The 23,450-nt window shown below is 36.4% G+C and carries 21 protein-coding genes; 15 read left to right on the top strand and 6 right to left on the bottom strand.

Annotation, left to right across the window (positions count from 1 at the left end; translation table 11 throughout):
* Window positions 1-225 precede the first annotated feature (225 nt).
* The 15 genes from ylqF (at window position 226) to BTR42_RS06055 (ending at window position 15,645) form a co-directional block, all read left to right on the top strand.
* The gene (ylqF, locus tag BTR42_RS06125; protein WP_064593005.1) at window positions 226-1,080 is read left to right on the top strand and encodes a ribosome biogenesis GTPase YlqF; all 855 of its coding nucleotides are present in this window, start codon (window positions 226-228) and stop codon (window positions 1,078-1,080) included.
* Window positions 1,067-1,846: a ribonuclease HII gene (locus BTR42_RS06120; protein WP_077496861.1), complete on the top strand. Its 780-nt coding sequence runs from the start codon at window positions 1,067-1,069 to the stop codon at window positions 1,844-1,846. The genes ylqF and BTR42_RS06120 overlap by 14 nt, the downstream gene beginning before the upstream one ends.
* Before the next feature lies 1 nt (window position 1,847).
* Window positions 1,848-2,399, top strand: coding sequence for a sugar O-acetyltransferase (locus tag BTR42_RS06115; protein ID WP_009854204.1), 552 nt, complete (start codon window positions 1,848-1,850; stop codon window positions 2,397-2,399).
* 72 nt (window positions 2,400-2,471) lie between these two features.
* On the top strand, window positions 2,472-3,314 hold the full coding sequence (dprA, locus tag BTR42_RS06110; RefSeq protein ID WP_074657162.1) for a DNA-processing protein DprA: 843 nt from the start codon (window positions 2,472-2,474) through the stop codon (window positions 3,312-3,314).
* Between the two features lie 94 nt (window positions 3,315-3,408).
* Window positions 3,409-5,550 carry a type I DNA topoisomerase gene (gene topA / locus BTR42_RS06105; RefSeq protein ID WP_077496859.1) on the top strand — a complete coding sequence of 714 codons (2,142 nt, stop codon included), beginning with the start codon at window positions 3,409-3,411 and terminating at the stop codon, window positions 5,548-5,550.
* Between the two features lie 147 nt (window positions 5,551-5,697).
* Window positions 5,698-6,363 carry a SatD family protein gene (locus tag BTR42_RS06100; RefSeq protein ID WP_039693668.1) on the top strand — a complete coding sequence of 222 codons (666 nt, stop codon included), beginning with the start codon at window positions 5,698-5,700 and terminating at the stop codon, window positions 6,361-6,363.
* Window positions 6,363-7,082, top strand: coding sequence for a DUF3307 domain-containing protein (locus BTR42_RS06095; protein ID WP_077496857.1), 720 nt, complete (start codon window positions 6,363-6,365; stop codon window positions 7,080-7,082). Before BTR42_RS06100 ends, BTR42_RS06095 begins: the two co-directional genes overlap by 1 nt.
* 64 nt (window positions 7,083-7,146) lie before the next feature.
* Window positions 7,147-7,581 carry a hypothetical protein gene (locus BTR42_RS06090; RefSeq protein ID WP_237394389.1) on the top strand — a complete coding sequence of 145 codons (435 nt, stop codon included), beginning with the start codon at window positions 7,147-7,149 and terminating at the stop codon, window positions 7,579-7,581.
* 176 nt (window positions 7,582-7,757) lie between these two features.
* Window positions 7,758-9,095, top strand: coding sequence for a methylenetetrahydrofolate--tRNA-(uracil(54)-C(5))-methyltransferase (FADH(2)-oxidizing) TrmFO (trmFO, locus tag BTR42_RS06085; RefSeq protein ID WP_077496855.1), 1,338 nt, complete (start codon window positions 7,758-7,760; stop codon window positions 9,093-9,095).
* Window positions 9,096-9,127: 32 nt separating this feature from the next.
* Window positions 9,128-9,958, top strand: a complete 831-nt coding sequence (locus tag BTR42_RS06080) for a sugar phosphate isomerase/epimerase family protein (RefSeq protein WP_077496853.1) — start codon at window positions 9,128-9,130, stop codon at window positions 9,956-9,958.
* A 495-nt stretch (window positions 9,959-10,453) separates the two neighbouring features.
* Complete coding sequence (locus tag BTR42_RS06075; protein ID WP_009854195.1) at window positions 10,454-11,206, top strand: ABC transporter ATP-binding protein; 753 nt, start codon at window positions 10,454-10,456, stop codon at window positions 11,204-11,206.
* A gap of 1 nt (window position 11,207) precedes the next feature.
* Complete coding sequence (locus BTR42_RS06070; RefSeq protein ID WP_077496851.1) at window positions 11,208-13,187, top strand: FtsX-like permease family protein; 1,980 nt, start codon at window positions 11,208-11,210, stop codon at window positions 13,185-13,187.
* A gap of 87 nt (window positions 13,188-13,274) precedes the next feature.
* Window positions 13,275-13,937 carry a response regulator transcription factor gene (locus BTR42_RS06065; protein WP_174564803.1) on the top strand — a complete coding sequence of 221 codons (663 nt, stop codon included), beginning with the start codon at window positions 13,275-13,277 and terminating at the stop codon, window positions 13,935-13,937.
* Entirely contained in the window at window positions 13,934-14,881 is a 948-nt protein-coding gene (locus tag BTR42_RS06060) for a sensor histidine kinase (RefSeq protein ID WP_077496848.1), read from the top strand. Before BTR42_RS06065 ends, BTR42_RS06060 begins: the two co-directional genes overlap by 4 nt.
* Before the next feature lie 83 nt (window positions 14,882-14,964).
* Window positions 14,965-15,645 (top strand): LexA family transcriptional regulator, encoded by a 681-nt coding sequence (locus BTR42_RS06055; RefSeq protein ID WP_009854191.1) that lies wholly within the window; start codon window positions 14,965-14,967, stop codon window positions 15,643-15,645.
* A 105-nt stretch (window positions 15,646-15,750) separates the two neighbouring features.
* Here the strand turns inward: BTR42_RS06055 and xerS are convergent, their stop codons facing one another.
* The 6 genes from xerS to BTR42_RS06025 form a co-directional block, all read right to left on the bottom strand.
* Window positions 15,751-16,821, bottom strand: a complete 1,071-nt coding sequence (gene xerS, locus BTR42_RS06050) for a tyrosine recombinase XerS (protein WP_003064732.1) — start codon at window positions 16,819-16,821, stop codon at window positions 15,751-15,753.
* 270 nt (window positions 16,822-17,091) lie between these two features.
* On the bottom strand, window positions 17,092-18,477 hold the full coding sequence (locus BTR42_RS06045) for an ABC transporter ATP-binding protein (RefSeq protein ID WP_077496846.1): 1,386 nt from the start codon (window positions 18,475-18,477) through the stop codon (window positions 17,092-17,094).
* Window positions 18,470-19,168: an energy-coupling factor transporter transmembrane component T gene (locus BTR42_RS06040; RefSeq protein WP_077496844.1), complete on the bottom strand. Its 699-nt coding sequence runs from the start codon at window positions 19,166-19,168 to the stop codon at window positions 18,470-18,472. The genes BTR42_RS06045 and BTR42_RS06040 overlap by 8 nt, the downstream gene beginning before the upstream one ends.
* Before the next feature lie 72 nt (window positions 19,169-19,240).
* Entirely contained in the window at window positions 19,241-19,828 is a 588-nt protein-coding gene (locus BTR42_RS06035) for an MptD family putative ECF transporter S component (protein ID WP_061100431.1), read from the bottom strand.
* A 14-nt stretch (window positions 19,829-19,842) separates the two neighbouring features.
* A complete protein-coding gene (locus BTR42_RS06030; RefSeq protein ID WP_077496842.1) occupies window positions 19,843-21,576 on the bottom strand; it encodes an ABC transporter ATP-binding protein in 1,734 nt (577 codons plus the stop codon).
* Window positions 21,573-23,312 carry an ABC transporter ATP-binding protein gene (locus BTR42_RS06025; RefSeq protein ID WP_012961969.1) on the bottom strand — a complete coding sequence of 580 codons (1,740 nt, stop codon included), beginning with the start codon at window positions 23,310-23,312 and terminating at the stop codon, window positions 21,573-21,575. The genes BTR42_RS06030 and BTR42_RS06025 overlap by 4 nt, the downstream gene beginning before the upstream one ends.
* Between the last annotated feature and the right edge of the window lie 138 nt (window positions 23,313-23,450).

Genomic DNA, 23,450 nt, shown 5'->3' with positions numbered 1-23,450 from the left:
CCTTTTGATACGTTTTCATTGTATCGCCTTGGCAAAAGATAGTCAAGAATGAATAGATTTTTCTCTTTATGACAATAGCTGCGCGGTAAGCTTTTCCCCATAATCAGAAATAGTTTATGGTATAATAGAAAATGATTTGATAATTGCTTTTAATTGCAATAAAAACTAAAGAATGATAATAAAATATAAGTTTTAACACTTATCGATGAAAGGAATTTATTTTACATGGCTAATATCCAATGGTTTCCTGGGCATATGTCGAAAGCACGCCGACAAGTTCAGGAAAATCTGAAACACGTTGATTTTGTAACAATTTTGGTTGACGCTCGTTTGCCACTATCAAGCCAAAATCCAATGTTAACCAAAATCGTCGGAGATAAACCGAAATTGATGATTCTGAACAAAGCCGACCTTGCTGATAGCAATCGAACAAAAGAATGGCGTAACTATTTTGAAAAACAAGGCATCAAAACCCTAGCTGTTAATTCAAAAGAACAAGCTACTGTAAAATTGGTAACCGATGCCGCCAGATCACTAATGGCTGATAAATTAGCTAAATTACGTGAACGTGGCATTCAAAAAGAAACCTTGCGCACAATGATTATCGGTATTCCAAACGCTGGTAAATCAACATTAATGAATCGTTTAGCAGGTAAAAAAATTGCAGTTGTTGGTAATAAACCAGGGGTTACTAAAGGACAACAATGGCTTAAGTCTAATAAAGACTTGGAAATCCTAGATACCCCAGGGATTCTTTGGCCAAAATTCGAAGATGAAGTAGTAGGACTCAAACTCGCCTTAACAGGTGCTATCAAGGACCAGCTTTTGCCAATGGATGAAGTAACAATTTTCGGCCTTAATTTCTTTAAAAAATACTATCCAGAACGTCTTGTTGAACGCTTCAAAGGTATCAACTTAGAAGAAGAAGCGCCTGAGATTATTATGGCTATGACACAAAAATTGGGCTTTCGTGATGATTATGACCGTTTTTACAGCCTTTTTGTTAAAGATGTCCGCGAAGGCAAACTTGGTCGTTACACTCTGGACGTCGTAGGAGAAGTTGAAAATGGCGACCGTTAAAGAAATCAAAGAAGCGCTAGCAGCGATTGAGAGCCTTGATGACGCACGCTGGCAAGATTATGAGTCAGATGGTCGTGCAGGTGTCCAAAAGGCGATTCAGCAGCGTAAAAAAGCCATTCAAGCGGATATTGATGAAGACTTGCGCTTGGAAAATATGCTGCGCTACGAAAAAGAACTTTATCAACAGGGTTACCAAGCCATTGCTGGGATTGATGAAGTTGGTAGAGGACCATTAGCAGGACCTGTTGTCACAGCGTGCGTTATTCTTCCAAAAAATTGTAAAATTAAACACCTCAATGATTCTAAAAAAATTCCTAAGAAGCACCATGAGGAAATTTATCAAGAAATCCTTGCGCGTGCTCTAGGAATTGGAATCGGAATTGTTGACAATAATGTCATTGACCAAATTAATATCTACGAAGCTACAAAAGTCGGTATGTTGCAAGCCATTAATCAACTGAAAGGTGTGGTGACAAAACCTGATTATCTTTTAATTGATGCCATGCATTTGGAAACTTCGATCCCACAACAATCACTCATCAAAGGTGATGCCAACTCCTTATCAATTGCAGCGGCTTCTATCGTTGCTAAAGTAACACGTGACCGCATGATGGCTGACTATGCCAATGATTATCCTGGGTATGCCTTTGAAAAAAACGTTGGCTATGGAACCAAAGAGCACTTAGAAGGCCTAAAAAAATATGGCATCACACCAATTCACCGTAAAACATTCGAACCAATAAAATCCATGCTAAAGGAGTCTTAATATGACAAGCGAAAAAGAAAAAATGTTAGCTGGGCAACTATACGATGCTGGGGATGCAGAACTAACTGCCATGCGTCTGGAAGCACGCCAAAAAATGAAGTTGTTCAATAACGAGGACGACCGTGACAGGCAAAGAGAGATCATAAAATCTCTGTTTGGGTCAACAGGTGAAAAATTAACAATGAATCCACGTTTTGTTTGTGATTATGGTTCAAATATTTATGTGGGTGAGAATTTCTATGCCAATTATAACTGTACCATGCTTGATGTCTGTGAGATTCACATTGGCGACAACGCAATGTTTGGACCAAATTGTCAATTGTTAACACCGTTACACCCACTTGATGCCAAAGAACGTATTTCAGGTCTTGAATACGGTGCACCAATCACTATTGGAGATAATGCCTGGTTTGGCGGCGGTGTGACCATTCTACCTGGGGTTACCTTAGGAGACAACGTTGTCGTTGGTGCTGGCGCAGTCGTTACAAAATCTTTTGGCGATAACGTGGTTCTCGCTGGAAATCCTGCAAAAATCATAAAAACGCTTGATTAATACGTAAAATACACTCACTAAGCCCTGTTTTTCAGGGCTTTTTTCGAATAATAAATTAGTGAGGTAGAAAACATGAATAATTTTGAATTGTTTAAATTAAAAAAAGCAGGATTAACAAATCTTAATATTTTAGCTATTTTAGATTATCAAGAAAAGCAAGAGAAATCACTATCTTTGCGTAATATGGCAGTCGTCTCAAAATGTAAAAATCCTATCCTTTTTATGGAAAAATACAAAGCACTGGACACCAAAGAATTGCGCAAAGAATTTAATTGTTTTCCTAGTGTTTCCATACTAGATGACGAATACCCATTAGAACTCAAACATTGTTATAATCCACCTGTTTTGCTGTTTTATCAAGGAAATTTAGAATTACTTAATCGCCCAAAAATGGCAGTAGTAGGAGCAAGAACAGCATCAGCAACAGGGACAAAATCCGTACAGAAAATTGTCAAAGAACTCGGGAATCATTTTGTTATCGTTAGTGGGTTGGCGCGTGGCATTGATACCAGTGCGCATTTATCAGCTCTAAAAAACGGTGGTGCATCGATTGCCGTTATCGGTTGCGGACTGGACGTTTATTATCCCAAAGAAAATAAGCAGTTGCAGGCGTACATGGCTAAAAATCACCTCGTATTAAGTGAGTACGTAGCAGGAGAAGCACCGCTGAAATTCCATTTTCCAGAGCGAAATCGTATTATTGCAGGGCTATCACAAGGCGTTATCGTAGTAGAAGCTAAGCTGCGCTCAGGCAGTTTGATTACGTGTGAAAGAGCATTGGAAGAAGGACGAGACGTTTTTGCCATTCCAGGAAATATTTTAGATGGAAAATCTGATGGCTGTCATCATTTGATAAAAGAGGGCGCAAAATGCGTCACATCAGGCTTAGATATCCTTTCGGAATATCAAATATAAGCAAGTTTTTTCTATTAAATACAACTTTTTTATTGACAGTTTAAGAAAAGCGGGTTATCATGTTATAAGTTTATTACTGATAGGAAGTGAGCTTATGGCAACGACGACTACTACAAAAGCCCCAACAGCTGTTAAAAAATCAAGCAAAAAAACAACAAAGAAAAAAACAGCTGCCAAGAAAAATTTGGTTATTGTGGAATCTCCAGCTAAGGCAAAAACAATTGAAAAATATCTCGGACGTAATTATAAAGTTGTAGCCTCAGTAGGACATATCCGCGATTTGAAAAAATCAAGCATGTCTATTGATTTTGAAAATAATTATGAACCACAATATATTAATATTCGTGGTAAAGGTCCATTGATTAACGACCTTAAAAAAGAAGCGAAAAAGTCTAAAAAAGTTTATCTCGCAAGTGACCCGGACCGTGAAGGAGAAGCGATTTCTTGGCACTTAGCTCATATTTTGGACCTTGATGAAAACGACAAAAACCGTGTTGTTTTCAACGAAATCACCAAAGACGCTGTCAAAAATGCTTTTGTTGAACCACGCCAAATCGATATGGATTTAGTAGATGCTCAACAAGCGCGTCGTGTTCTTGACCGTATCGTGGGATATTCTATCTCACCATTGCTTTGGAAAAAAGTTAAAAAAGGTCTTTCAGCAGGACGTGTTCAATCCGTTGCATTAAAACTGATCATTGACCGTGAAAATGAAATCAAAGCCTTTAAACCAGAAGAATACTGGACAATTGACGGTTTCTTTAAAAAAGGAACAAAGAAATTCCAAGCTTCATTTTATGGCATTGATGGTAAAAAATTAAAACTCGAAACGAACGAAGATGTTCAAAAAGTTCTTGCTTTATTGACTAGTGACGAATTTACCGTAGCTAAGGTTGAAAAGAAAGAACGTCGTCGCAATGCACCACTTCCTTATACGACATCATCTCTCCAACAAGATGCTGCTAATAAAATCAACTTCCGTACACGTAAAACCATGATGGTTGCACAGCAATTGTACGAAGGTATCAGTCTTGGTAAGAGCGGAACGCAAGGTTTGATTACCTATATGCGTACTGACTCAACACGTATCAGTCCAATTGCGCAAAATGATGCCGCAAACTTTATCACAGAACGTTTCGGTGAAAAATACTCTAAACACGGTAGCCGTGTTAAAAATGCTTCAGGAGCTCAAGACGCTCACGAAGCCATTCGCCCTTCAAATGTCAATCTAACACCAGAATCAATCGCTAAGCACTTAGATAAAGACCAATTAAAACTCTACACATTGATTTGGAATCGTTTTGTTGCCAGTCAAATGACAGCAGCAGTCTTTGACACAATGAAAGTTAACTTGGAGCAAAATAGCGTACGCTTTACTGCCAATGGTAGTCAAGTAAAATTTGACGGTTACTTAGCCGTATATAACGATTCTGACAAGAATAAGATGTTGCCTGACATGGTTGAAGGTGATATTGTTAAGAAAGTGTCAACAAATCCTGAACAACACTTTACGCAACCACCAGCTCGTTATTCTGAAGCAACACTTATTAAAACATTGGAAGAAAATGGCGTTGGGCGTCCGTCGACTTATGCACCAACACTTGACGTTATCCAAAGACGTTACTATGTTCGCTTAGCTGCGAAACGTTTTGAACCTACGGAACTTGGTGAAATCGTTAATAATTTGATTGTTGAATTCTTCCCTGATATTGTTGATGTCAAATTTACCGCTGATATGGAAGGTAAACTTGATGAAGTCGAAGAAGGCAAACAGCAATGGCAAAAAGTTATCGATGAATTTTACAAACCATTTGAAAAAGAACTTGCCAAAGCCGAAACCGAAATCGAAAAAATTCAAATCAAAGATGAGCCAGCTGGCTTTGATTGTGATGTTTGTGGACACCCAATGGTTATCAAGTTGGGGCGTTATGGTAAATTTTACGCTTGTAGCAATTTCCCAGAGTGTCACAATACAAAAGCAATCACTAAAGAAATCGGCGTGACTTGTCCAGTCTGTGGCAAAGGTCAAGTAATTGAGCGTAAAACCAAACGTAATCGTATTTTCTATGGTTGTGATCGTTATCCTGAATGTGAATTTACATCATGGGATAAACCTGTCGGACGTTCTTGTCCAAAATCTGGAGACTTCTTGGTTGAGAAGAAAATCCGCGGTGGTGGTAAACAAGTCGTCTGCAGCAATGAAGAATGCGACTACGAAGAAGCAAAAATTAAATAAAACGATAGAAGCTGAAGCAGAGATGCTCAGTTTCTTTTTGATTGTATGGAAAATATGCTTTCCGTTATAATGGACTTTTTAAATAATTGCCGTTATAACGGACTTTTTTTGATAAGTCTGTTATAATAGACTTATGAGAGGTACGCTATGAATTATTTTGCATTAATTGGAGATATTATTGATTCCAAAAAAATCGATAATCGTTACCAAGTCCAAAAAACATTGGAGACTTGCCTAAACGAGTTAAATATTGAATTTAAAGATGTCTTGGTTTCAAAATTATCTATCACTTTAGGCGATGAATTTCAAGGATTGTTAACCTTGGACGCCCCTTTATTTCAGATAATTGACCGTATTAACTTCGCAATGCAGCCTTATCAAGTACGTTTTGGTCTTGGTTTAGGAGAAATTCTGACAGATATTAACCCAGAGCAAAGCATTGGCGCTGACGGTCCCGCTTACTGGCACGCTAGAAAAGCAATCAATTACATCCACCAAAAAAATGATTACGGCAATACGCAAATCGCTGTTTCCTTTGAAGATGATACCAAGGTAAACATTATTAATACACTGATTGCCAGTAGCGAAGCAATTAAGTCCGATTGGCGCGCTAGCCAAGAAATTATCTTGCAGGAACTTTTGAAACTTGGCATTTATGATGAGCATTTTGACCAACAAATTTTGGGAAAACAGCTCGAATTAAGCACAAGTGCGCTGTCAAAACGATTGAAAAGCAGCAATATCAAAGTTTACCTACGAACGCGAAATTGTGCGTTAAATCTGCTTAAAAACGCTGGAGAGGAGTTAAACTAATGTCAATCACAGGTCTTTCTCACTACCTTAGCCAAAATCCTATATTAACCCTGTTACTGATTTGTCACTTTTTGTCAGACTTTCAGTTGCAAAGCCAAACAGTTGCCGACCGTAAAAATACCGATAAAACTTATCTTTTGATTCATCTCATTTGGGTAGCTGTTCCGTTAATTTTGGTAACTATTTTTATCCCAAGCATCTGGGGCATTAGCTTGCTTATTTTGCTTAGTCATTCTATTATTGACTTTGGAAAACCTCATGTGGCTAATAGTTTCAAGCTAAATCCGTTGGTAACTTTCCTTTTGGACCAAATGTTACATCTAGGAATTATACTTTTACTTGCCCCGCTTGCTAAAGGAACATTTCTGCCAAATTTCCTAACAGGAGAAACGCTTAATATTATCCTGTTTATCGTCTTGATTACAAAACCAACTAATGTTATTTTCAAGATTTTCTTTCAAAAATACCAGCCAGAGGACAGTCAAAAAATGGACACCATTCCAGGTGCTGGAGCAACGATTGGACTTTTGGAGCGTATTGTGATGAGTATTTGTATCATTTTCAATCAATTCGCCTCAATCGGACTTGTTTTTACTGCTAAATCAATCGCTCGTTATAATAAAATTTCCGAAAGCCCCACATTTGCGGAATACTATCTCATTGGGTCACTTTTCAGCATTTTAAGTGTTTTACTATCTGCTTGGATTTGTTTGTTTTAAATGAGGATGACTGACTATGCATTTTGGCTTCTCTTATGTTGGATTCATCTTTTTAATGCTACTAATGATACCAAATCTTATTTGGACACGAAACAAACCTAAAGATTATGAACATTATCAGTATCAAGAAAATAAATACTTATCCTTACTTGAACGTATCGGAGAAGTACTTGTGACTTGTCTGATTCTCATCTTTTCTGATTTTAACTGGCAGCCCTGGACTAATTGGAATTGGTGGTTGATAGCTGCTAGTTTTTGTATGATTCTTTATGAAATGTTTTGGATTCGTTATTTTATGGGACCAAAAAGAATGGCAGATTTTTACACCACATTTTTAAAAATTCCAGTAGCAGGAGCAAGTTTGCCGATTTTGGCAGTTCTATGCATATCCATCTATGGTAAAAATCCATTTCTGACCTTGGCATCAATTATTTTGGGAATTGGTCACATTGGTATTCACTTACAATATCAGAATATGATTAAAAAGGATAATCAATAACTCGTTTACATATTTTTATTTATGTAAATAAACTATATAATATTATTTGAGTTTCACAAATTTTATGTTATGATAATCAAGTATCAAAATTAGAAAGATTTGGATAAGGGCTTTCTCCCTTATCTGGAAAATGAGTTTTAGGACTTCCTAAGCTTGTTTTTGGAGGTATTAGTATATTGTCTCAATCATCATACATTAACGTTATTGGAGCTGGTTTAGCGGGCTCTGAAGCTGCATATCAGATTGCTAAACGTGGCATTCCAGTAAAACTTTATGAAATGCGTGGTAAGAAAGCAACACCACAACACAAAACAGATAAATTTGCGGAATTGGTCTGCTCAAATTCGCTGCGCGGTGATAGCTTAACAAACGCTGTCGGTCTGCTTAAAGAAGAAATGCGTCGTCTAGACTCTGTTATCATGAAGGCAGCAGAAAGCACGCGCGTCCCCGCTGGTGGTGCTTTAGCGGTTGATCGTGACGGTTTCTCACAAATGGTGACAGATGAAGTGACAAATCACCCACTTATCGAAGTCGTTCGTGAAGAAATCACAGAAATTCCAACTGATGCCATTACTGTTATCGCTAGTGGTCCTTTAACATCAGATGCACTTGCTGAAAAAATTCATGAATTGAACGGTGGCGACGGTTTTTATTTCTATGATGCCGCAGCGCCAATCGTTGATAAAAATTCTATCGATATGGACAAGGTTTATTTGAAATCACGTTACGATAAAGGAGAAGCTGCCTATCTTAACTGTCCAATGACCAAAGAGGAATTTATGGCGTTCCATGAAGCGCTTGTCAATGCCGAAGAAGCTCCGCTTAATAGCTTTGAAAAAGAAAAATATTTTGAAGGTTGTATGCCGATTGAAGTTATGGCAAAACGCGGCATTAAAACAATGCTCTATGGTCCAATGAAGCCTGTTGGCTTAGAATACCCAGATGACTACAAAGGACCTCGTGACGGTGAATTCAAGACACCATATGCCGTTGTTCAATTACGTCAAGATAATACTGCTGGTAGTCTCTTTAACATCGTTGGTTTCCAAACACACCTTAAATGGGGTGAGCAAAAACGTGTTTTCCGCATGATTCCAGGTCTTGAAAATGCCGAATTTGTCCGTTATGGCGTAATGCACCGTAACTCTTACATGGATTCTCCAAATCTTTTGACCGAAACATTTGCCACACGCCAAAATCCAGACCTTTTCTTTGCTGGTCAAATGACAGGGGTTGAGGGATATGTGGAATCAGCTGCTTCAGGGCTAGTTGCTGGTATCAACGCTGTACGTCGTTTTAAAGGAGAAGAAGCGGTTATCTTCCCGCAAACGACTGCTATCGGCTCTCTTCCACATTACATTACACATGCCGAAAGCAAACATTTCCAACCAATGAATGTTAACTTCGGTATCGTTAAAGAGCTTGACGGACCACGTATCCGTGATAAAAAAGAACGTTATGAAAAAGTTGCTGAACGTGCTTTAAACGATTTGCAAGATTATCTTAACGTTTAGTATTCCAATACTATATTAAAAGAGGTGACAAAATGTTTCCAATTCAATTAGGACTAAAAGCTAGTTGCGACCTTGAGCAAATGGAAAGTCGCCTAAAATATCATCCAGATGTCTTTGAATTTTTCACATCTGAAACCGACTTCACTGCTAGCGGCTTACAACACCTTAGAGAAGCTGTTCAAACAGTAAAAGCAAGTGGTGTCAAAGCGATTGTTCTTCATCATCCGATGAAATACCAAGGTCAATTTTTAGAACTTGTGGCGCACCCTAAAAATAAGGCTGATTTAGTCGATTTTATCAACTATTCAACCCAAGAATTATTGAAAATCGCTCGAGATTTCGATTGTAAAGTCTTAGTTCATGGCTCTTATGAACTGCGTGAAAAAGATTTGCTAGAACCTTTTGAAAACATTGAAGAAGCGCAAAATTATCTTTTTACTCGCATGGATGAATTTTGTGAGCTTGGTGAAAATCATATCATGTTTGAAAATGGTATTTCAAAACTATTTTCATTTGGCAAGCCTGAATTCGACCAATTGTTAGCTCAAAAAGGCTATCCACTTGCTTATGATATTTCTCATGCTTTCATTTATCTGCATGGGGATAATAAAGCTTTGCAATGCTCACTAGAAACTTTGAAAAAGACTATTATTCACTATCATTTAGTTGACTCTTTAGGTGAAACGCATGATAGTTTGACACTAGGTCATGGAAAAATCAATTGGGCAGAAGCTCTGCCATTGTTCAACGAAAAAGCCACAAGTATTTACGAGATTAACCTAAAAGATTTAAACAATCCCATTGAGCAGCTTGAAAGCCACGCCTACCTTACAAAAGTAGCACAAGCAATCAATAGTAAGTAGTAACTGTTAAGCCTGAAACGTTTGTTTTGGGCTTTTTTGTTGCCAAAAAGCAACCTTACATTTTTGTAAGATTTGACTTTCAAATTGTAAGGAAGTAACTACCTGATTTTCGATAAAATAAACTTGTCAATAAGAGAGGAGCAGTCATATGAGTCAAGAAATCAAAAGACATATTAATTTATGGAGTAATCTTCTGATTTGGTTAGTCATGGTTATTTTAGGTTCCATTACTTATATTGTCTGTTATACCCTCCGTATCACAAAATAATAGGAGGAGGTTTTTGAAATGGTAGGTTTTTATAGTCTTATTACAATTCTTCTTATCGTCGTAGTGGGAGTAGTAAGTCTCGCTCTTTGGTATTGGAGTGGAAGAAGACCTTTGAAACACTCTTAGTATTAAAATACTAAATTTAAATTAATTGCTTTTTAGCAAAAACATTCCGATTAGAGTTTTTATTTAATCGAAAAAAGGTATAATGAAACAAAGGAGAAATTATGTTACTGGAGATTAATCACTTAGAAAAAGTTTTTCGCACACGTTTTTCAAAAGAAGTAACACGTGCTTTGCAAGATGTTGATTTCAAAGTAGATGAAAATGAATTTATCGCTATCATGGGAGAATCTGGTTCTGGGAAAACAACTTTGCTTAATATCTTAGCAACCCTGGAAAAGCCAACGAAAGGTTCTGTTGTTCTAAATGGGAAAGAAATCACAAAAATCAAAGAAAGCCAATTAGCAGAATTTCGTTTAAACAATCTCGGATTCGTCTTTCAAGATTTCAATTTATTAGACACGCTTTCTGTCAAGGATAATATTTTCTTACCATTGGTACTTGGTCGTGTTAACTACCAAGAAATGGAAAATAGACTAGCAACACTCGCTCCAAAACTTCATATCGAAGATTTGTTAGCAAAACGCCCATTTGAATTGTCTGGCGGTCAAAAACAACGTGTTGCTATCGCTCGCAGCCTTATCACAAATCCGCAGTTACTTTTGGCTGATGAACCGACAGCAGCGCTAGATTATCGCAATTCTGAAGATATTCTAAACCTTTTTGAGGATATTAATAATGACGGTCAAACATTGCTTATGGTAACACACTCAGCAAACGCTGCTAGTCATGCTAAACGTGTCCTTTTCATCAAAGATGGTCGCATTTTCCACCAAATTTATCGTGGTAACAAAACCAATCAAGAATTCAGCAAGGATATTTCACTTGCAATGAGCGCACTTCTTGGAGGTGAGTAATATGTTCTATGCTAAATTAGCTTGGTCAAACCTCAAAAAATCTGTCAATATTTTTGGACCATTTTTACTCACAAGCACCATTTTATTTCTTCTAAATTGTTCAACCTTGCTGATTTTATTTAGCCCTGTTGGAAAAAGCATGTCATATGGTGCCGCAACACTTGGCTTATCCATTGTTGTCCTTTTTATCTTCTCGATTATCATGGAGATTTACAGTTATAATTTCCTTTTAAAACAAAGAAGTAGGGAATTCGGGCTTTATAACATCCTTGGGATGAACAGGTTTCAAATCAGTCTTGTATCGACTATTGAACTGATTGTTATTTTTGTGGGTGTGATTATCTTAGGAAGCCTTTTATCAGCTGTCTTTTCACAATTGTTTTATTTGATTTTTATTAATCTTTTACACTATAATCAGTTGGTAATGACTTTATCACCAGCAGCGTTTATTAGCACAGCGTTTGCATTCGCTGCAATCTTCTTTTTCCTAGAACTTATCAGCCTCTTTAATATCCGTCGTTCATCGCCACTAGCTTTATTTAGGAGGCAAGAACAGGGTGAAAAAGAGCCACGCGGCAATATTCTCTTTGCGTTGTTAAGCATCATTTGCTTAAGCTCAGGTTATTATCTTTCAATTTCTTCAACGAGAATAGCTGCGCTTGTCGTCCTATATCGTTTCTTTATCGCGGTTGTTCTTGTTATCATTGGAACGTACCTTTTTTACATCAGTTTTATGACTTGGTACCTAAAACGCCGTCGTAAAAACAAAAAATATTTTTACCAACCTGAACATTTCGTAACCACAGCACAAATGATTTTCCGAATGAAACAAAATGCTGTCGGACTTGCTAATATTACGCTACTAGCCGTTATGGCTTTTGTAACGATTGCCACAACAACGTCTTTGTATGTCAATACTCAAAAACAAGCCGACGATATGTTCCCAAAAGACACTCAAATTACAATCTATTCGACGACTGATACAGATGCGGAAGCTTTTTTCAAAACAGCAGTTATCGATAAATTAGATAAACCAGAAAGTGACTATATCACCTACTATACTGGTTCCTCAGTAATTCCAGTATCAACTGATAAAGAAATCACAATAACAGACCAAGATATAGACACTCCTGATATGGCAAAAATGGGCTCTTTATATATCATGACCCAAGATGATTTTAAAAATTTAGGTAATAGCCTACCAACTTTAAAAGAAAATCAATCTGCCTTTTACGTTCAAAAGGGAAATAGCCAACTGAAAAAATTAACCCTTTTTGGAAAAGAATTTGACAATGTCGAAAATCTAAGAAGTGTTATATTCCCTGATATTGCTAATACTTATAATCCAGCGTTGTTAATCGTTAGTGATAAAAATGTTTTAAATGAACTTCAAGAGCTCTTTACTCAACACAATTTCCAATTCCAAAGTAATTTCACTGGTTACGCTGACCTTTCTAAAGCCGAAATCGCTAAAATTACAAATGATGACGGTTACATTTCAGACGAAACAGGTCAATATCTTGATTCAGATGGCAACGCAGCAACAGGAATTGTCGATACCAAATCATCTTTCCTTGAGGACATGTATGGCTTTACAGGTGGCTTTCTCTTTACAGGATTCTTACTTGGTATTAGTTTCTTGCTTGGTGCAGCCCTAATCATTTACTATAAACAACGTTCTGAAGGGATTGAAGATAAAAAATCGTATAAAATTTTGCAAGAAGTGGGAATGGGAGAAAAAGAAGTGAAGCGAGCAATTAATTCTCAAATTTTACTCGTATTCTTCATGCCACTCGGTTTTGCAGTTTTACACTTCGCCGTAGCGCTTGTCATGCTAAAACAAATGTTACTCATGTTTGGGGTAACAAGCTCAAGTATGATTTATACCGTCAGTGGTATTACAATACTAAGCATCACCGTAATCTATTTCTTCATCTATAAATTCACAAGTAGAACTTACTATAAAATTATTGAACGTTAACTCCTATCTTCGAACAGTCGTTTGAAAGATTCTGAAAATTTTTACTAAAAAATGGTCGTGATGACCATTTTTTGTTACAATAAAACTATGAAACAAGGAAAGATTTATATTGTCGAGGACGATGAAACTATCGTTAAACTTTTAGAACAACATCTTAGTCAAACTTATGATGTCTTTAGTGTCACTAATTTTCGAGCTATTAAGCAGGAAGTCGAAGAAATCAAGCCTGACCTTATCCTGATTGATATCACGTTGCCGTATTTTAATGGTTTTTATTGGACAACAGAAATTCGTAAAACTATGACATTGCCGATTATTTTTATCTCATCTAGTGATGATGAAATGGATACTGTCATGGCACTTAACATGGGAGGGGATGATTTTGTGTCAAAACCATTTTCTCTAACGATTTTAGACGCCAAAATTTCAGCCTTTTTAAGACGTGCTTACCAGTTTACCTCGGATAATTACCAATTGGACCAGTTTTCTCTGTCGCGTGACGGAATTTTATCAAACGGTGACGACCATATCACCTTATCTCCGACAGAAAATAAGATTTTAGCGGTTCTCTTTGAACATCAAAATCAAGTCGTGCCCAAAGAGGAATTACTCGAGAAACTTTGGGAAAATGAAAGTTTCATTGACCAAAATACCCTTAGCGTTAACATAACACGACTGCGCAAGAAAACACAACCATTAGGTTTTGATCGTATTCACACCGTGAGAGGAGTTGGCTACCTTCTAAAATGATTCGACAATTTTTTAAAGAATATTCCGTCTGGTATTTAACTTATATCCTTTTAAGTATATTATTCATTGTTATTTTTGCCTTATATCGCCTGCCATTGGCTTACTTTAAAGTTAGTATTTTAATCAATTTAACGATTTTAATCTTTATCAGCATTTGGCAATACCTTAAATTTAAGCAGAAATTATCTATTTTACATCATTTTATTTATGTAAAAGAATTAGATGAATTAGAATTGCCGTCAGAACTGGCTTATAGAGACATTATCATCAAACTAAAAGAAACTAGCGCCAATGAACTGCTAGCTGAAAAGACGCAAACTGAAAATCTGCAAAATCTTGTCAAAATGTGGTCACATCAAATGAAAGTTCCCATATCAGCCCTTTCATTAATGGCACAGACTGACCAACTCGACTCAAACGAAGTACAGCAACAATTGACACGACTTCAAAACTATCTTGATACGTTGTTGACTTATTTAAAATTCAGTCAAAACAAAGACGATTTTCGCTTTGAAAAACTATCTGTCAGAGATGTTACAACAAAGATCATCAAAAAATATCGTATTCCGTGTTTACTAAAAAATCTTTCTGTTGAGGTTGTCGGTGATTGGGAGCTAAGTTCTGACCGAAAATGGCTAAGCTTTGCTATTTCACAAATTATTGATAACGCCGTTAAGTATTCCAAAACAGACGGAACAATTATTATTAGTATAAGTGATGGAAATATCGTTATATCTGATGATGGTATTGGAATACTAGAAGAAGATTTACCACGTCTTTTTGACGAAGGTTTTACTGGATTTAACGGTCATGAACACCAAAAAGCAACTGGTCTAGGGCTGTACATGACTAAACAAGTTTTAGACACCCTTAACCTAAACATCACTATCGATAGCCAAATCGATAAAGGAACACAAGTCGAAATTTCATCACATAAAAATTAACAGAAGTAGGGGCTAAGCCCTTGCTTTTTTAGGTTTATTTTTTTATAATATTGTTAGTTTATAAACTAACAAGGAGGGAGTTTATGTTTTCTGGAGAAAAGTTAAAAAATATTAGAGAAGAAAAAGGTTACTCACAGGCAGAAGTAGCTAAATTACTTAATATTTCTAGAGTTTCCTACTTTAATTGGGAAAATGGTAAAACAAAGCCAAATCAAAAAAATCTTAACCTTTTGAGTCAGTTACTCGGTGTCGAGGAAACTTATTTTGTATCTGAATATGATATTGTTGACACCTATTTCAAACTCAATAAAGACAACCGTCATAAACTCGAAAATTATGCTGACGATTTACTCAAAGAGCAAGAAAAAATAGTTCAGTTGCCTAAGTATTATGCTTACAAGGTTTTTGAAAAATTATCTGCAGGTACTGGATATTCTTATTTTGGTGACGGTAATTATGATACTGTTTTTTATGATGAACAACTTGACCATGACTTTGCTTCATGGGTCTTTGGGGATTCAATGGAACCCACTTATTTAAATGGTGAGGTTGTCTTGATTAAGCAAACAGGTTTTGATTATGACGGTGCTATCTATGCTGTTGATTGGGATGGGCAAACTTATATTAAGAAAGTTTATCGAGAAGAGGACGGACTTCGTTTAGTCTCACTCAACAAACACTACGCCGATAAATTCGCGCCTTATGATGAAAATCCTCGAATCATTGGTAAGATTGTCGGCAATTTCATGCCACTTGAAGTTTAGTTTTACATAAATAATATTATGTAAAATATTTTTAGAACATTCATTATTTATTTGTCAGCAAGGAGATAATAAAAAACCTGAACTATTAATGGTTCAGGTTAATTTTTAAAGCTTATCTAAGGCATTTTTTTGTTCGTCGTTGACAATATGGGTGTATAAGTCGGTAACTTGTGTACTGGCATGTCCTAATTGGTGGCTAACTAGGACTTGTGATTTAGTAGCATCGTAAAGACGTGTTGCAAGTGTGTGGCGCAGTTTGTGGGGTGTTACACGAACTTTGAAATCTTGAGAGTATTTAGCAACTAACTTTTCAACGCTTGAAGCATCAATACGGTTAGGAACACCGCGATATTCTGTTAAAAAGAGAGCTTGGTCTTGTTTTTCCGCCTTATAGCGAGGCGCTCTGATTTGCAAATAAGCTTCTAAATAAGGCTTAGCAAAGTTAGCAACATTGACAGAATCACGTTTTCCACCTTTACGAGTGACTTCGATAACCATCATATTAAGGTTTAAGTCTTTCAAATCAAGATTAACAGCTTCTGAAAGACGGACACCAGAGGCAAGCAGAAGAGCAATAAGCGCTAAATCACGCTCCTTATTCTTTTGGAAGGAGGAGAGAGCGCGGTGAGAGAGCTTATTTTGATACTCTGTATCGATATAGTCGATAAATGCCATGGTCTCGTCACCTAGAAAAAGTTTGCCTTTTATATTTTCAGCTCGAGCTGCCAGCGTTTCTTTTTTCTTCTTAGTAGCGATTTTTTTCATGACATTTCGATAGAAGTAGGGCTCACCATTTTCATCTTCGACCTCTTCTGTTAGGTATTTAAACAGGCTTGAAAGTGCTGATAACGTCCGATTAATTGTTGTTTGTGAGACACCTTGTTTTGTTGAATAAGTGTTCAAAGAAGGACGTTCACGCAGATAAAGGATGAATGATTCCATGTCTTTTTTAGAAAGATGTTCCAGAGTCGTTAATTCAACGTCAGCAATTTTAGTAACATCTGAAATTCCAGAATCCAAAAGCCATTCGAAAAATCGGCGATATTCTTTTAAGTATTCATATAAAGTTGTGAAACTATAAGGAACCGAAAGTTTTGATTGGTAATAGTCTAAGACGTACCAAGGCATTATTTCTTTAAGTTCATCAATTTTTTCAAGTAATTTTTCACGTTTCATTTAAAAATCTCCTTGAGATGTCTTTATAATAGGAGTATATCACAGACTGATTTGTTTTTCAAGAAAATTACAGTTTTTCGGAAAGATATTATGAGAAATTCACTTAATATTTTTTTCGGAACTGCTTTTACTTTTTTTCTGTATTGTCTTATTTTATTTTTTCTATTTTTTGCGCTAAAAAACGTCAACAAATATTATGTTATTTATTGACGTTGATTTTGTATTGAATTTGCTGATTTTGGATTTTAACGCTATCTCTTATATGGTCGTTTATTCAACGAATTCGATGATCTTTCCGCTGCAGTTTTTGATAAGTTCGTAATCATGTGTCACAACGATGATTAATTTCCCTGTTTTTGCCATATCATGCAAATCTTCAATCATACGTTCCATTTGCAGTCTGCAAAGTCCACTTGTTGGCTCGTCTAGAATGATAATTGGCTTATTTGAAGCTTTAGCCATGGCTAATAACAATCGTTGTTTTTCACCACCTGATAAACTTTGCGGATGTCTTTCGATTTTATCGATTAAACCAAATTGTGTAAGCGCATCCTTTTTAGTTTTTTCATCATCACTCACAATGGAAATTTCTGACCAGACCGATTCGGTGAATAATTGGTAATTAACATCTTGAACAACCTCACTAATCCAGTCATATGTGGGCTTTACAGGTTGTTTTTCATAGAATGTTTGCCCTTTGAACGTTTTATTGAGCCCCGATAGGCAACGTAAAAAGGTTGTTTTTCCGACACCATTTTTTCCAATAATAAAGTTAATTCCTTTATCCAATCCAAGGTTGAAATCAAAGATATTATCCTTGCTATCACGGTGTTTATAGCGATAATTTTGGCAAATTAAATCGCTTGATTCAGGCAAAGTTTGTGATTTTTTGGAATGCTTTTGATACGGTAGGCTTTCGATTAACTCTGTTTTGCTGATTTCGTTTAATTGACGAAGATTCTGTGTTTTGGTGAAGTCGTCTGTAATATCAACTGCTGGATAACTAGTCACTTTTTTATCTTTGATAACGATTAACTGGTTCATTAATTCTTTTAAATAATACAATCTATGTTCGGCAATAATGACGATTTTGCCCATTTCTTTCAATTTAACCAAGACTTTTTTAAAGCGTGCAATAGCTTCTCGGTCAAGCGATGACGACGGTTCGTCAAAAAGATAGATGTCGTTATCCATGCAAGCAACGCTGGTAATGGCTAAAAGCTGCTTTTCACCACCTGATAAAGCGAAAATATCGCGATTCAGCAAATCTTCCATTTCTAACAATTGTGTGAATTGATTGATACGCTGAAAAATGGTTTTTGGTGGTAAATGGCGATTTTCTAAGGCAAAAGCCATTTCATCTGTGGAATTGACAGCATAAAATTGTGTCTTAGGATTTTGAAAGACGGTAGCCACGATATTGCTACGTTCAGACATATCCAAATCAAGCAAATTTTTGCCTTGATAAGTGATTTCACCTGATAGTTCGGCTGGTTGAAAATAAGGAATAACACCATTGATAACCTTTAAAAGACTGCTCTTTCCGCTTCCTGATGTCCCAGTTAATACTGTGATTTCACCAGATTTAAAGCTGAGATTGACATTTTCCAGAACAGGTTCGTCATAAGTTAACGTAAAATTTTTTATTTTAAGCATATTGACTCCAAAAATTTAACACTAATACTGCTAACATCGCTAATATAAGAACATAATCAAGGATTCTTAGTTTTGTATTTGAAATCGTTGAACGTTTTTGCCCAACGACCATTCCTCTTGTTGTGGCAGAGATAGCAACGTCGTCTGCTGTGCGTGACAAGCAAAGCAATAAAGGAACAAAACGATATTCAATCATGCGTAGCGGTTGGCGGAAAAATCGTCGCCCAACAAGCCCATGCAGATACATGGCTTCTGTGACTTGCTGATAATCTTCTTTGACCGTATAAAAGAAACGAAACATGACCGAAATCGGAATGATTAGAGCATCAGGCAATTTCATTTTTTGCAAAGAAGCCACTAAATCACTCATAGATGTTGTTAAAAGGCTGTATTCTCCCATGACTATGCCTGGTAGCATACGCAACACAATAATCGAAAAGAACAAAGCAACCGATGCTAGCAAGCCTGAAAACGAAAAATAGACCGCACATTTTTCTAAAATAAGCGCTACTATCAACCAAGCAATTCCCTTAAAAGCTTTCCCGAATTTCTTTTCACTTAATAAGAGCATATAAGGCAGTGCCATTAAACACCAAGCCACCCAAGGGTAAGTTTTTTGTAAGTTTCCAAATAACAGAACAAGAGAAATCACAATTGTCATCAATGCTTTTGTCCGAAAGTCTAATTTCATAATGATTTAAAAGGTGAAGCAAGCCACAAATAGCCACTTCACCCATTCTCCTTTTATCTATTTTTATAACAATTAAGCCATGCCTAATTTTTTGAAATGTTTTTGAAGCATTTTAATACCAATCGTTGCTCCAAGGTAGCCACCGATTGCTCCCAAAAGCAAGACAGGAAGAAATGTCCAGTTTGGCAATACGCTCATCATTTTATCAGCGTAAGCTTGACCATAACCTTGGTCGATTAATCTTTGAATATAAGCATCACGTGTAATATAAATCGGAATCATCATAAAACCTGATGCTAACGAATAAACCGTAAAGCACCATCTTGTGTGGTTTAGGCTTTCGTAATTTCCTTTTTTAAGAATGTATTCCCCAATAAGAGCAAGCAACATTGTCCCTGGTAAGACATAAATACCATGACCAGTCACCATAAATAACAAACCGATAATAGTACCCATGATGAGCACCATTCCAAAACGGTGAATTTTTGTGCTATAAAGCATAAATACTGGTCCTGAACAAAGAGCACAAATAAATGGAATAAACGGCATAAATATTGGGATAAAACCAATTATGCCACCGACAAACATTGCTGCAAAAACAAGCAATGAAAAGAGACCTGCGTTGATTAAATCTTTAACAGAAAACGATTGTTTTTTCATGTGATAATGTTCTCCTAAGCGTTCTTTTTATATTTGAAATCTTCGATTTTTTGTGAGGTTTCAATCAATTCACGATAGACAGCTGAACTTTCTAGCAAATCAGTATGCCGACCGATTCCGTCAATTTGTCCATCTTTCAGAACAACGATTTTATCGGCATTTTCAACTGATTTCAAACGATGTGAAATAATCAAAACAGTTTTATCTTTCAAGAGGTAATTCAAACTTTCTTGAATCAATTTCTCGTTTTCGATATCAAGTGATGACGTGATTTCATCAAGAAGAACAATCGGTGCTTGTTTCAAAATCGCGCGAGCAATTGATAAACGTTGACGTTCACCGCCAGACAATTTTGCACCATTTTCACCGATTTTAGTATCAAAACCTTGTGACAATTTAGCGATAAAATCTTGACAATTCGCCAGACGTGCTGCTTCTTTGACTTCTTCATCTGTTGCATCAGGTCGTCCTATGCGGATATTTTCTAAAACAGTGTTATTAAATAAAGTCACGTCTTGGAAAACAATTGAAATCTTATCAAAGAGACTGTTGGTGCTGATTTGCTTGATATCATGTCCACCAACGAGAATTTGTCCTTCTTCGTAATCATAAAGGCGTGAGACTAAACGTAATAAAGTTGTTTTTCCGCAGCCTGACGGTCCGACAAGCGCTGTGATTTCATTTTGATTAGCTGTAAACGATACGCCTTTAATCACTTGCTGGGCGTCTTTATAGCCAAATTTCACATCTTTGAGCTCAATATCAAACGTCTCAAGGGCGACATCTTCTCCGATTTGTTGTTCAATGTTACGAAGAGTATTGATATTTTTTACCGCAGAATTGATATAGAAAATTTCCGCGACGTCAAAATAGACATTTTGCAAGGCATCTGAAATTTTTATCGCTAACAAAAGATAGACAATGAAAACAATCAACGAAACTTTTCCTTGGAAATAAAGCGTTGAACCAAAGAAAATCACAATACCGATTGTCAATCGTACCAACGGATTGGCGATACTGAGCGGCATTCCTTGCGTAAATTCTGACTTGATATGGATGCGTTCGCTATCTTCCATTTGTTGATACAAACTATCATGGAATTGCTCTGCTAAATTGTAAGCTTTGATTTCTTGTTGCAATTCAATCGCTTCTTGGAAACTATCCGAATTGGCACGGAGTTGCTTCCAATATTTTGTGACAGCTTTTTCTTGAGCTTTTTTAGAGAAAATTAAACAAGCTGCGCTCACTAATACTGGTATTAAAATACACAAGCTTAGTGGCACATTAAAGAAAAGCATGGCAATTGTAACCAATGTAAAATAAATCACAAAACCAACCGTTTTTGAAATGGCATGGCTAAGAGCGTGTTCCAAACGCTCCACATCACTCATCAAGGTTTGAGATAAGTCTGTCAAATCACGTTGTGAGAAATATGACAAAGGCAATTTTTGAAGAATCTCAGCAATATTAACTCGAATATCAAAACTTTCTTGATAAGTAGCGGTGTATGTCGCATTGTAATCAATGTACATAAAACTGTAAGCAACCACAATAATAGCAATAAGCCCAATAATCATTGTCGAAAGTGACAACGGATGTCCTTCAATCACATTTTGCACGTAATATACTAGTAAGCCAATCGGTGCCATTTCTGCAATGAATACTAAAATCGCAGTGAAGCAAGCTTTGATTACATTATTGGCGCCATTTTCAGTCACTCCAAATACATTTTGTAATTTGTTTTTCATGAGACCCTCCATTCATTAGCAGATGCGTAAAGTTCTTTAAAGTGTTTGTATCGACCAGCGGCAACCGTTAATTCTTGGTCACTACCACGTTCAACAATAGCGCCTTTGTCAATAACAAGAATCTCATCAACACCTTTGATTGATGACAAACGGTGCGCAATGATGATAACCGTCTTATTGGCGATAAGATTAGCAAATGCTTTTTGAATTTGGTATTCGTTGTTAACGTCCGTAGCGGCTGACGCTTCATCTAGGATAACGATTTTAGCGTCTTTCAAAATAGCGCGAGCAATGGCGATACGTTGCTGTTCACCGCCAGATAAATACACTCCTTTAGAGCCAATCACTGTATTTTCTCGTTCAGGGAATTTATCCAAAATTTCTTGACATGATGCCAGTTTCAAAGCATTCATGACCTGCTCATAACTTGCTTTTGGATTGCCAAGTTTGACATTGTCAAAAATTGACATTTTAAAAAGTTTTGATTGTTGGAAAACAAAGGCAACGTGTTTCATTAGGGCTTCTTGGCGATAATTTTCAATCGGTTTTCCACCTAGTAAAATGCTACCGCTGTTAATCTTATAAAAACCAGCAATTAATTTTGCGATCGTTGATTTTCCGCTACCACTACTTCCGACGAAAGCATAAACTTTATTTTCATCAAGTGTGAATGACAAATCTTCGATGATATTTTGCTCTTCATAACCAAAAGAAACATTCTCAAAACGAATGCTACCATCCGCAAAGACTTCCTCTTGTCCAGTAGAGACACGGTTGCTAGTCATTTCTTCAAAAATCGTTTCAATTTTTTCAGCCGAAATGTCACCTTTGTAGAGGTACATAAAAACATACATGATTTTCATAGAAGTCAAATACATCAACCCAACTGCACAGAAAAAGAAAATGAACTGTGGCACAGACTCCAAATGCTGACTTTGTGGCACAAGCGCAGTATAAATCGGGATAAATAAAACGGTATAAGCCGCAAACATCACTTGGAAAATCACGTAAGCTTGACGACATGAAAAGCTATAATTCAAAGCATAATCAGAATAATCTTTAATCGCTTGATAAAGTGCTTTAAAGGATTGAACAGACGTTTTAAAAATCTTAATCACCTGCATCCCACGAACGTATTCAACCGTTTCGCTGTTCATATTTTCAAGAGATTGCATATAAGATTTCATAAATTCTGCATTTCCCATCATGTTCTTAATTTGGAAAATAGCTACCGCTGCTAGAACGAGAAGGGCAATTCCCATATAAGCATTAATAGCAAACGTAATCCCCAAAAGAACCACTGCCGTTACAAAACTCGTCGTATTATCAGGGATTAAATGCGCAATAATTGTATGTGTTTCTGCAGCATTATCATCAATCGTTTTACGGATTTTACCAGACGTTGTCGTATCGAAATATGAAAAGTTTGAGGTCGTTAACGCATCAATCCCTTTCTTTCTCAAATTCGTTTCCAAACGAAAGGCTACCAAGTGTGTCAGACCACCAGCAAACATATAAATCAAAATGCTAGCAACCATCATAACCATGATAATCATCGCATAAAAAGCGCTATCTGTCGCATTATTCTGAACAATTAATCGATTCAAAAACTGATAGACAAAATAAAAGGCGCCTATTGACAAAATCGATGAAAGCGCAGCCAATAAAATAGCAAGATAAGCCATGAATTTGTATTCAGGCACATAGGAAAATAATTTTTTATAAACCTTAAACATTTTCTCTCCTTTTTCACTTTAACCAAAATATTGCTAAAATAGTAACAAAGCATTATAATAGGTTTGAGATACATTTTATCATGTAATAATTATCAGTTCAATGCATAAAAGATAAGATTGGCGAATTGTATTATTTGG

Source organism: Streptococcus gallolyticus subsp. gallolyticus DSM 16831 (genome assembly GCF_002000985.1).
GTDB lineage: Bacteria > Bacillota > Bacilli > Lactobacillales > Streptococcaceae > Streptococcus > Streptococcus gallolyticus.
The sequence above is the reverse complement of the archived record's forward strand: the minus strand, read 5'-3'. Positions and strand labels throughout refer to the sequence as shown.

Coding starts and splice junctions, on each gene's coding strand:
- ylqF (WP_064593005.1), top strand. CDS start 226: ATGGCTAATATCCAATGGTTTCCTGGGCATATGTCGAAAGCACGCCGA.
- BTR42_RS06120 (WP_077496861.1), top strand. CDS start 1,067: ATGGCGACCGTTAAAGAAATCAAAGAAGCGCTAGCAGCGATTGAGAGC.
- BTR42_RS06115 (WP_009854204.1), top strand. CDS start 1,848: ATGACAAGCGAAAAAGAAAAAATGTTAGCTGGGCAACTATACGATGCT.
- dprA (WP_074657162.1), top strand. CDS start 2,472: ATGAATAATTTTGAATTGTTTAAATTAAAAAAAGCAGGATTAACAAAT.
- topA (WP_077496859.1), top strand. CDS start 3,409: ATGGCAACGACGACTACTACAAAAGCCCCAACAGCTGTTAAAAAATCA.
- BTR42_RS06100 (WP_039693668.1), top strand. CDS start 5,698: ATGAATTATTTTGCATTAATTGGAGATATTATTGATTCCAAAAAAATC.
- BTR42_RS06095 (WP_077496857.1), top strand. CDS start 6,363: ATGTCAATCACAGGTCTTTCTCACTACCTTAGCCAAAATCCTATATTA.
- BTR42_RS06090 (WP_237394389.1), top strand. CDS start 7,147: ATGATACCAAATCTTATTTGGACACGAAACAAACCTAAAGATTATGAA.
- BTR42_RS06080 (WP_077496853.1), top strand. CDS start 9,128: ATGTTTCCAATTCAATTAGGACTAAAAGCTAGTTGCGACCTTGAGCAA.
- BTR42_RS06075 (WP_009854195.1), top strand. CDS start 10,454: ATGTTACTGGAGATTAATCACTTAGAAAAAGTTTTTCGCACACGTTTT.
- BTR42_RS06070 (WP_077496851.1), top strand. CDS start 11,208: ATGTTCTATGCTAAATTAGCTTGGTCAAACCTCAAAAAATCTGTCAAT.
- BTR42_RS06065 (WP_174564803.1), top strand. CDS start 13,275: ATGAAACAAGGAAAGATTTATATTGTCGAGGACGATGAAACTATCGTT.
- BTR42_RS06060 (WP_077496848.1), top strand. CDS start 13,934: ATGATTCGACAATTTTTTAAAGAATATTCCGTCTGGTATTTAACTTAT.
- BTR42_RS06055 (WP_009854191.1), top strand. CDS start 14,965: ATGTTTTCTGGAGAAAAGTTAAAAAATATTAGAGAAGAAAAAGGTTAC.
- xerS (WP_003064732.1), bottom strand. CDS start 16,821: ATGAAACGTGAAAAATTACTTGAAAAAATTGATGAACTTAAAGAAATA.
- BTR42_RS06045 (WP_077496846.1), bottom strand. CDS start 18,477: ATGCTTAAAATAAAAAATTTTACGTTAACTTATGACGAACCTGTTCTG.
- BTR42_RS06040 (WP_077496844.1), bottom strand. CDS start 19,168: ATGAAATTAGACTTTCGGACAAAAGCATTGATGACAATTGTGATTTCT.
- BTR42_RS06035 (WP_061100431.1), bottom strand. CDS start 19,828: ATGAAAAAACAATCGTTTTCTGTTAAAGATTTAATCAACGCAGGTCTC.
- BTR42_RS06030 (WP_077496842.1), bottom strand. CDS start 21,576: ATGAAAAACAAATTACAAAATGTATTTGGAGTGACTGAAAATGGCGCC.
- BTR42_RS06025 (WP_012961969.1), bottom strand. CDS start 23,312: ATGTTTAAGGTTTATAAAAAATTATTTTCCTATGTGCCTGAATACAAA.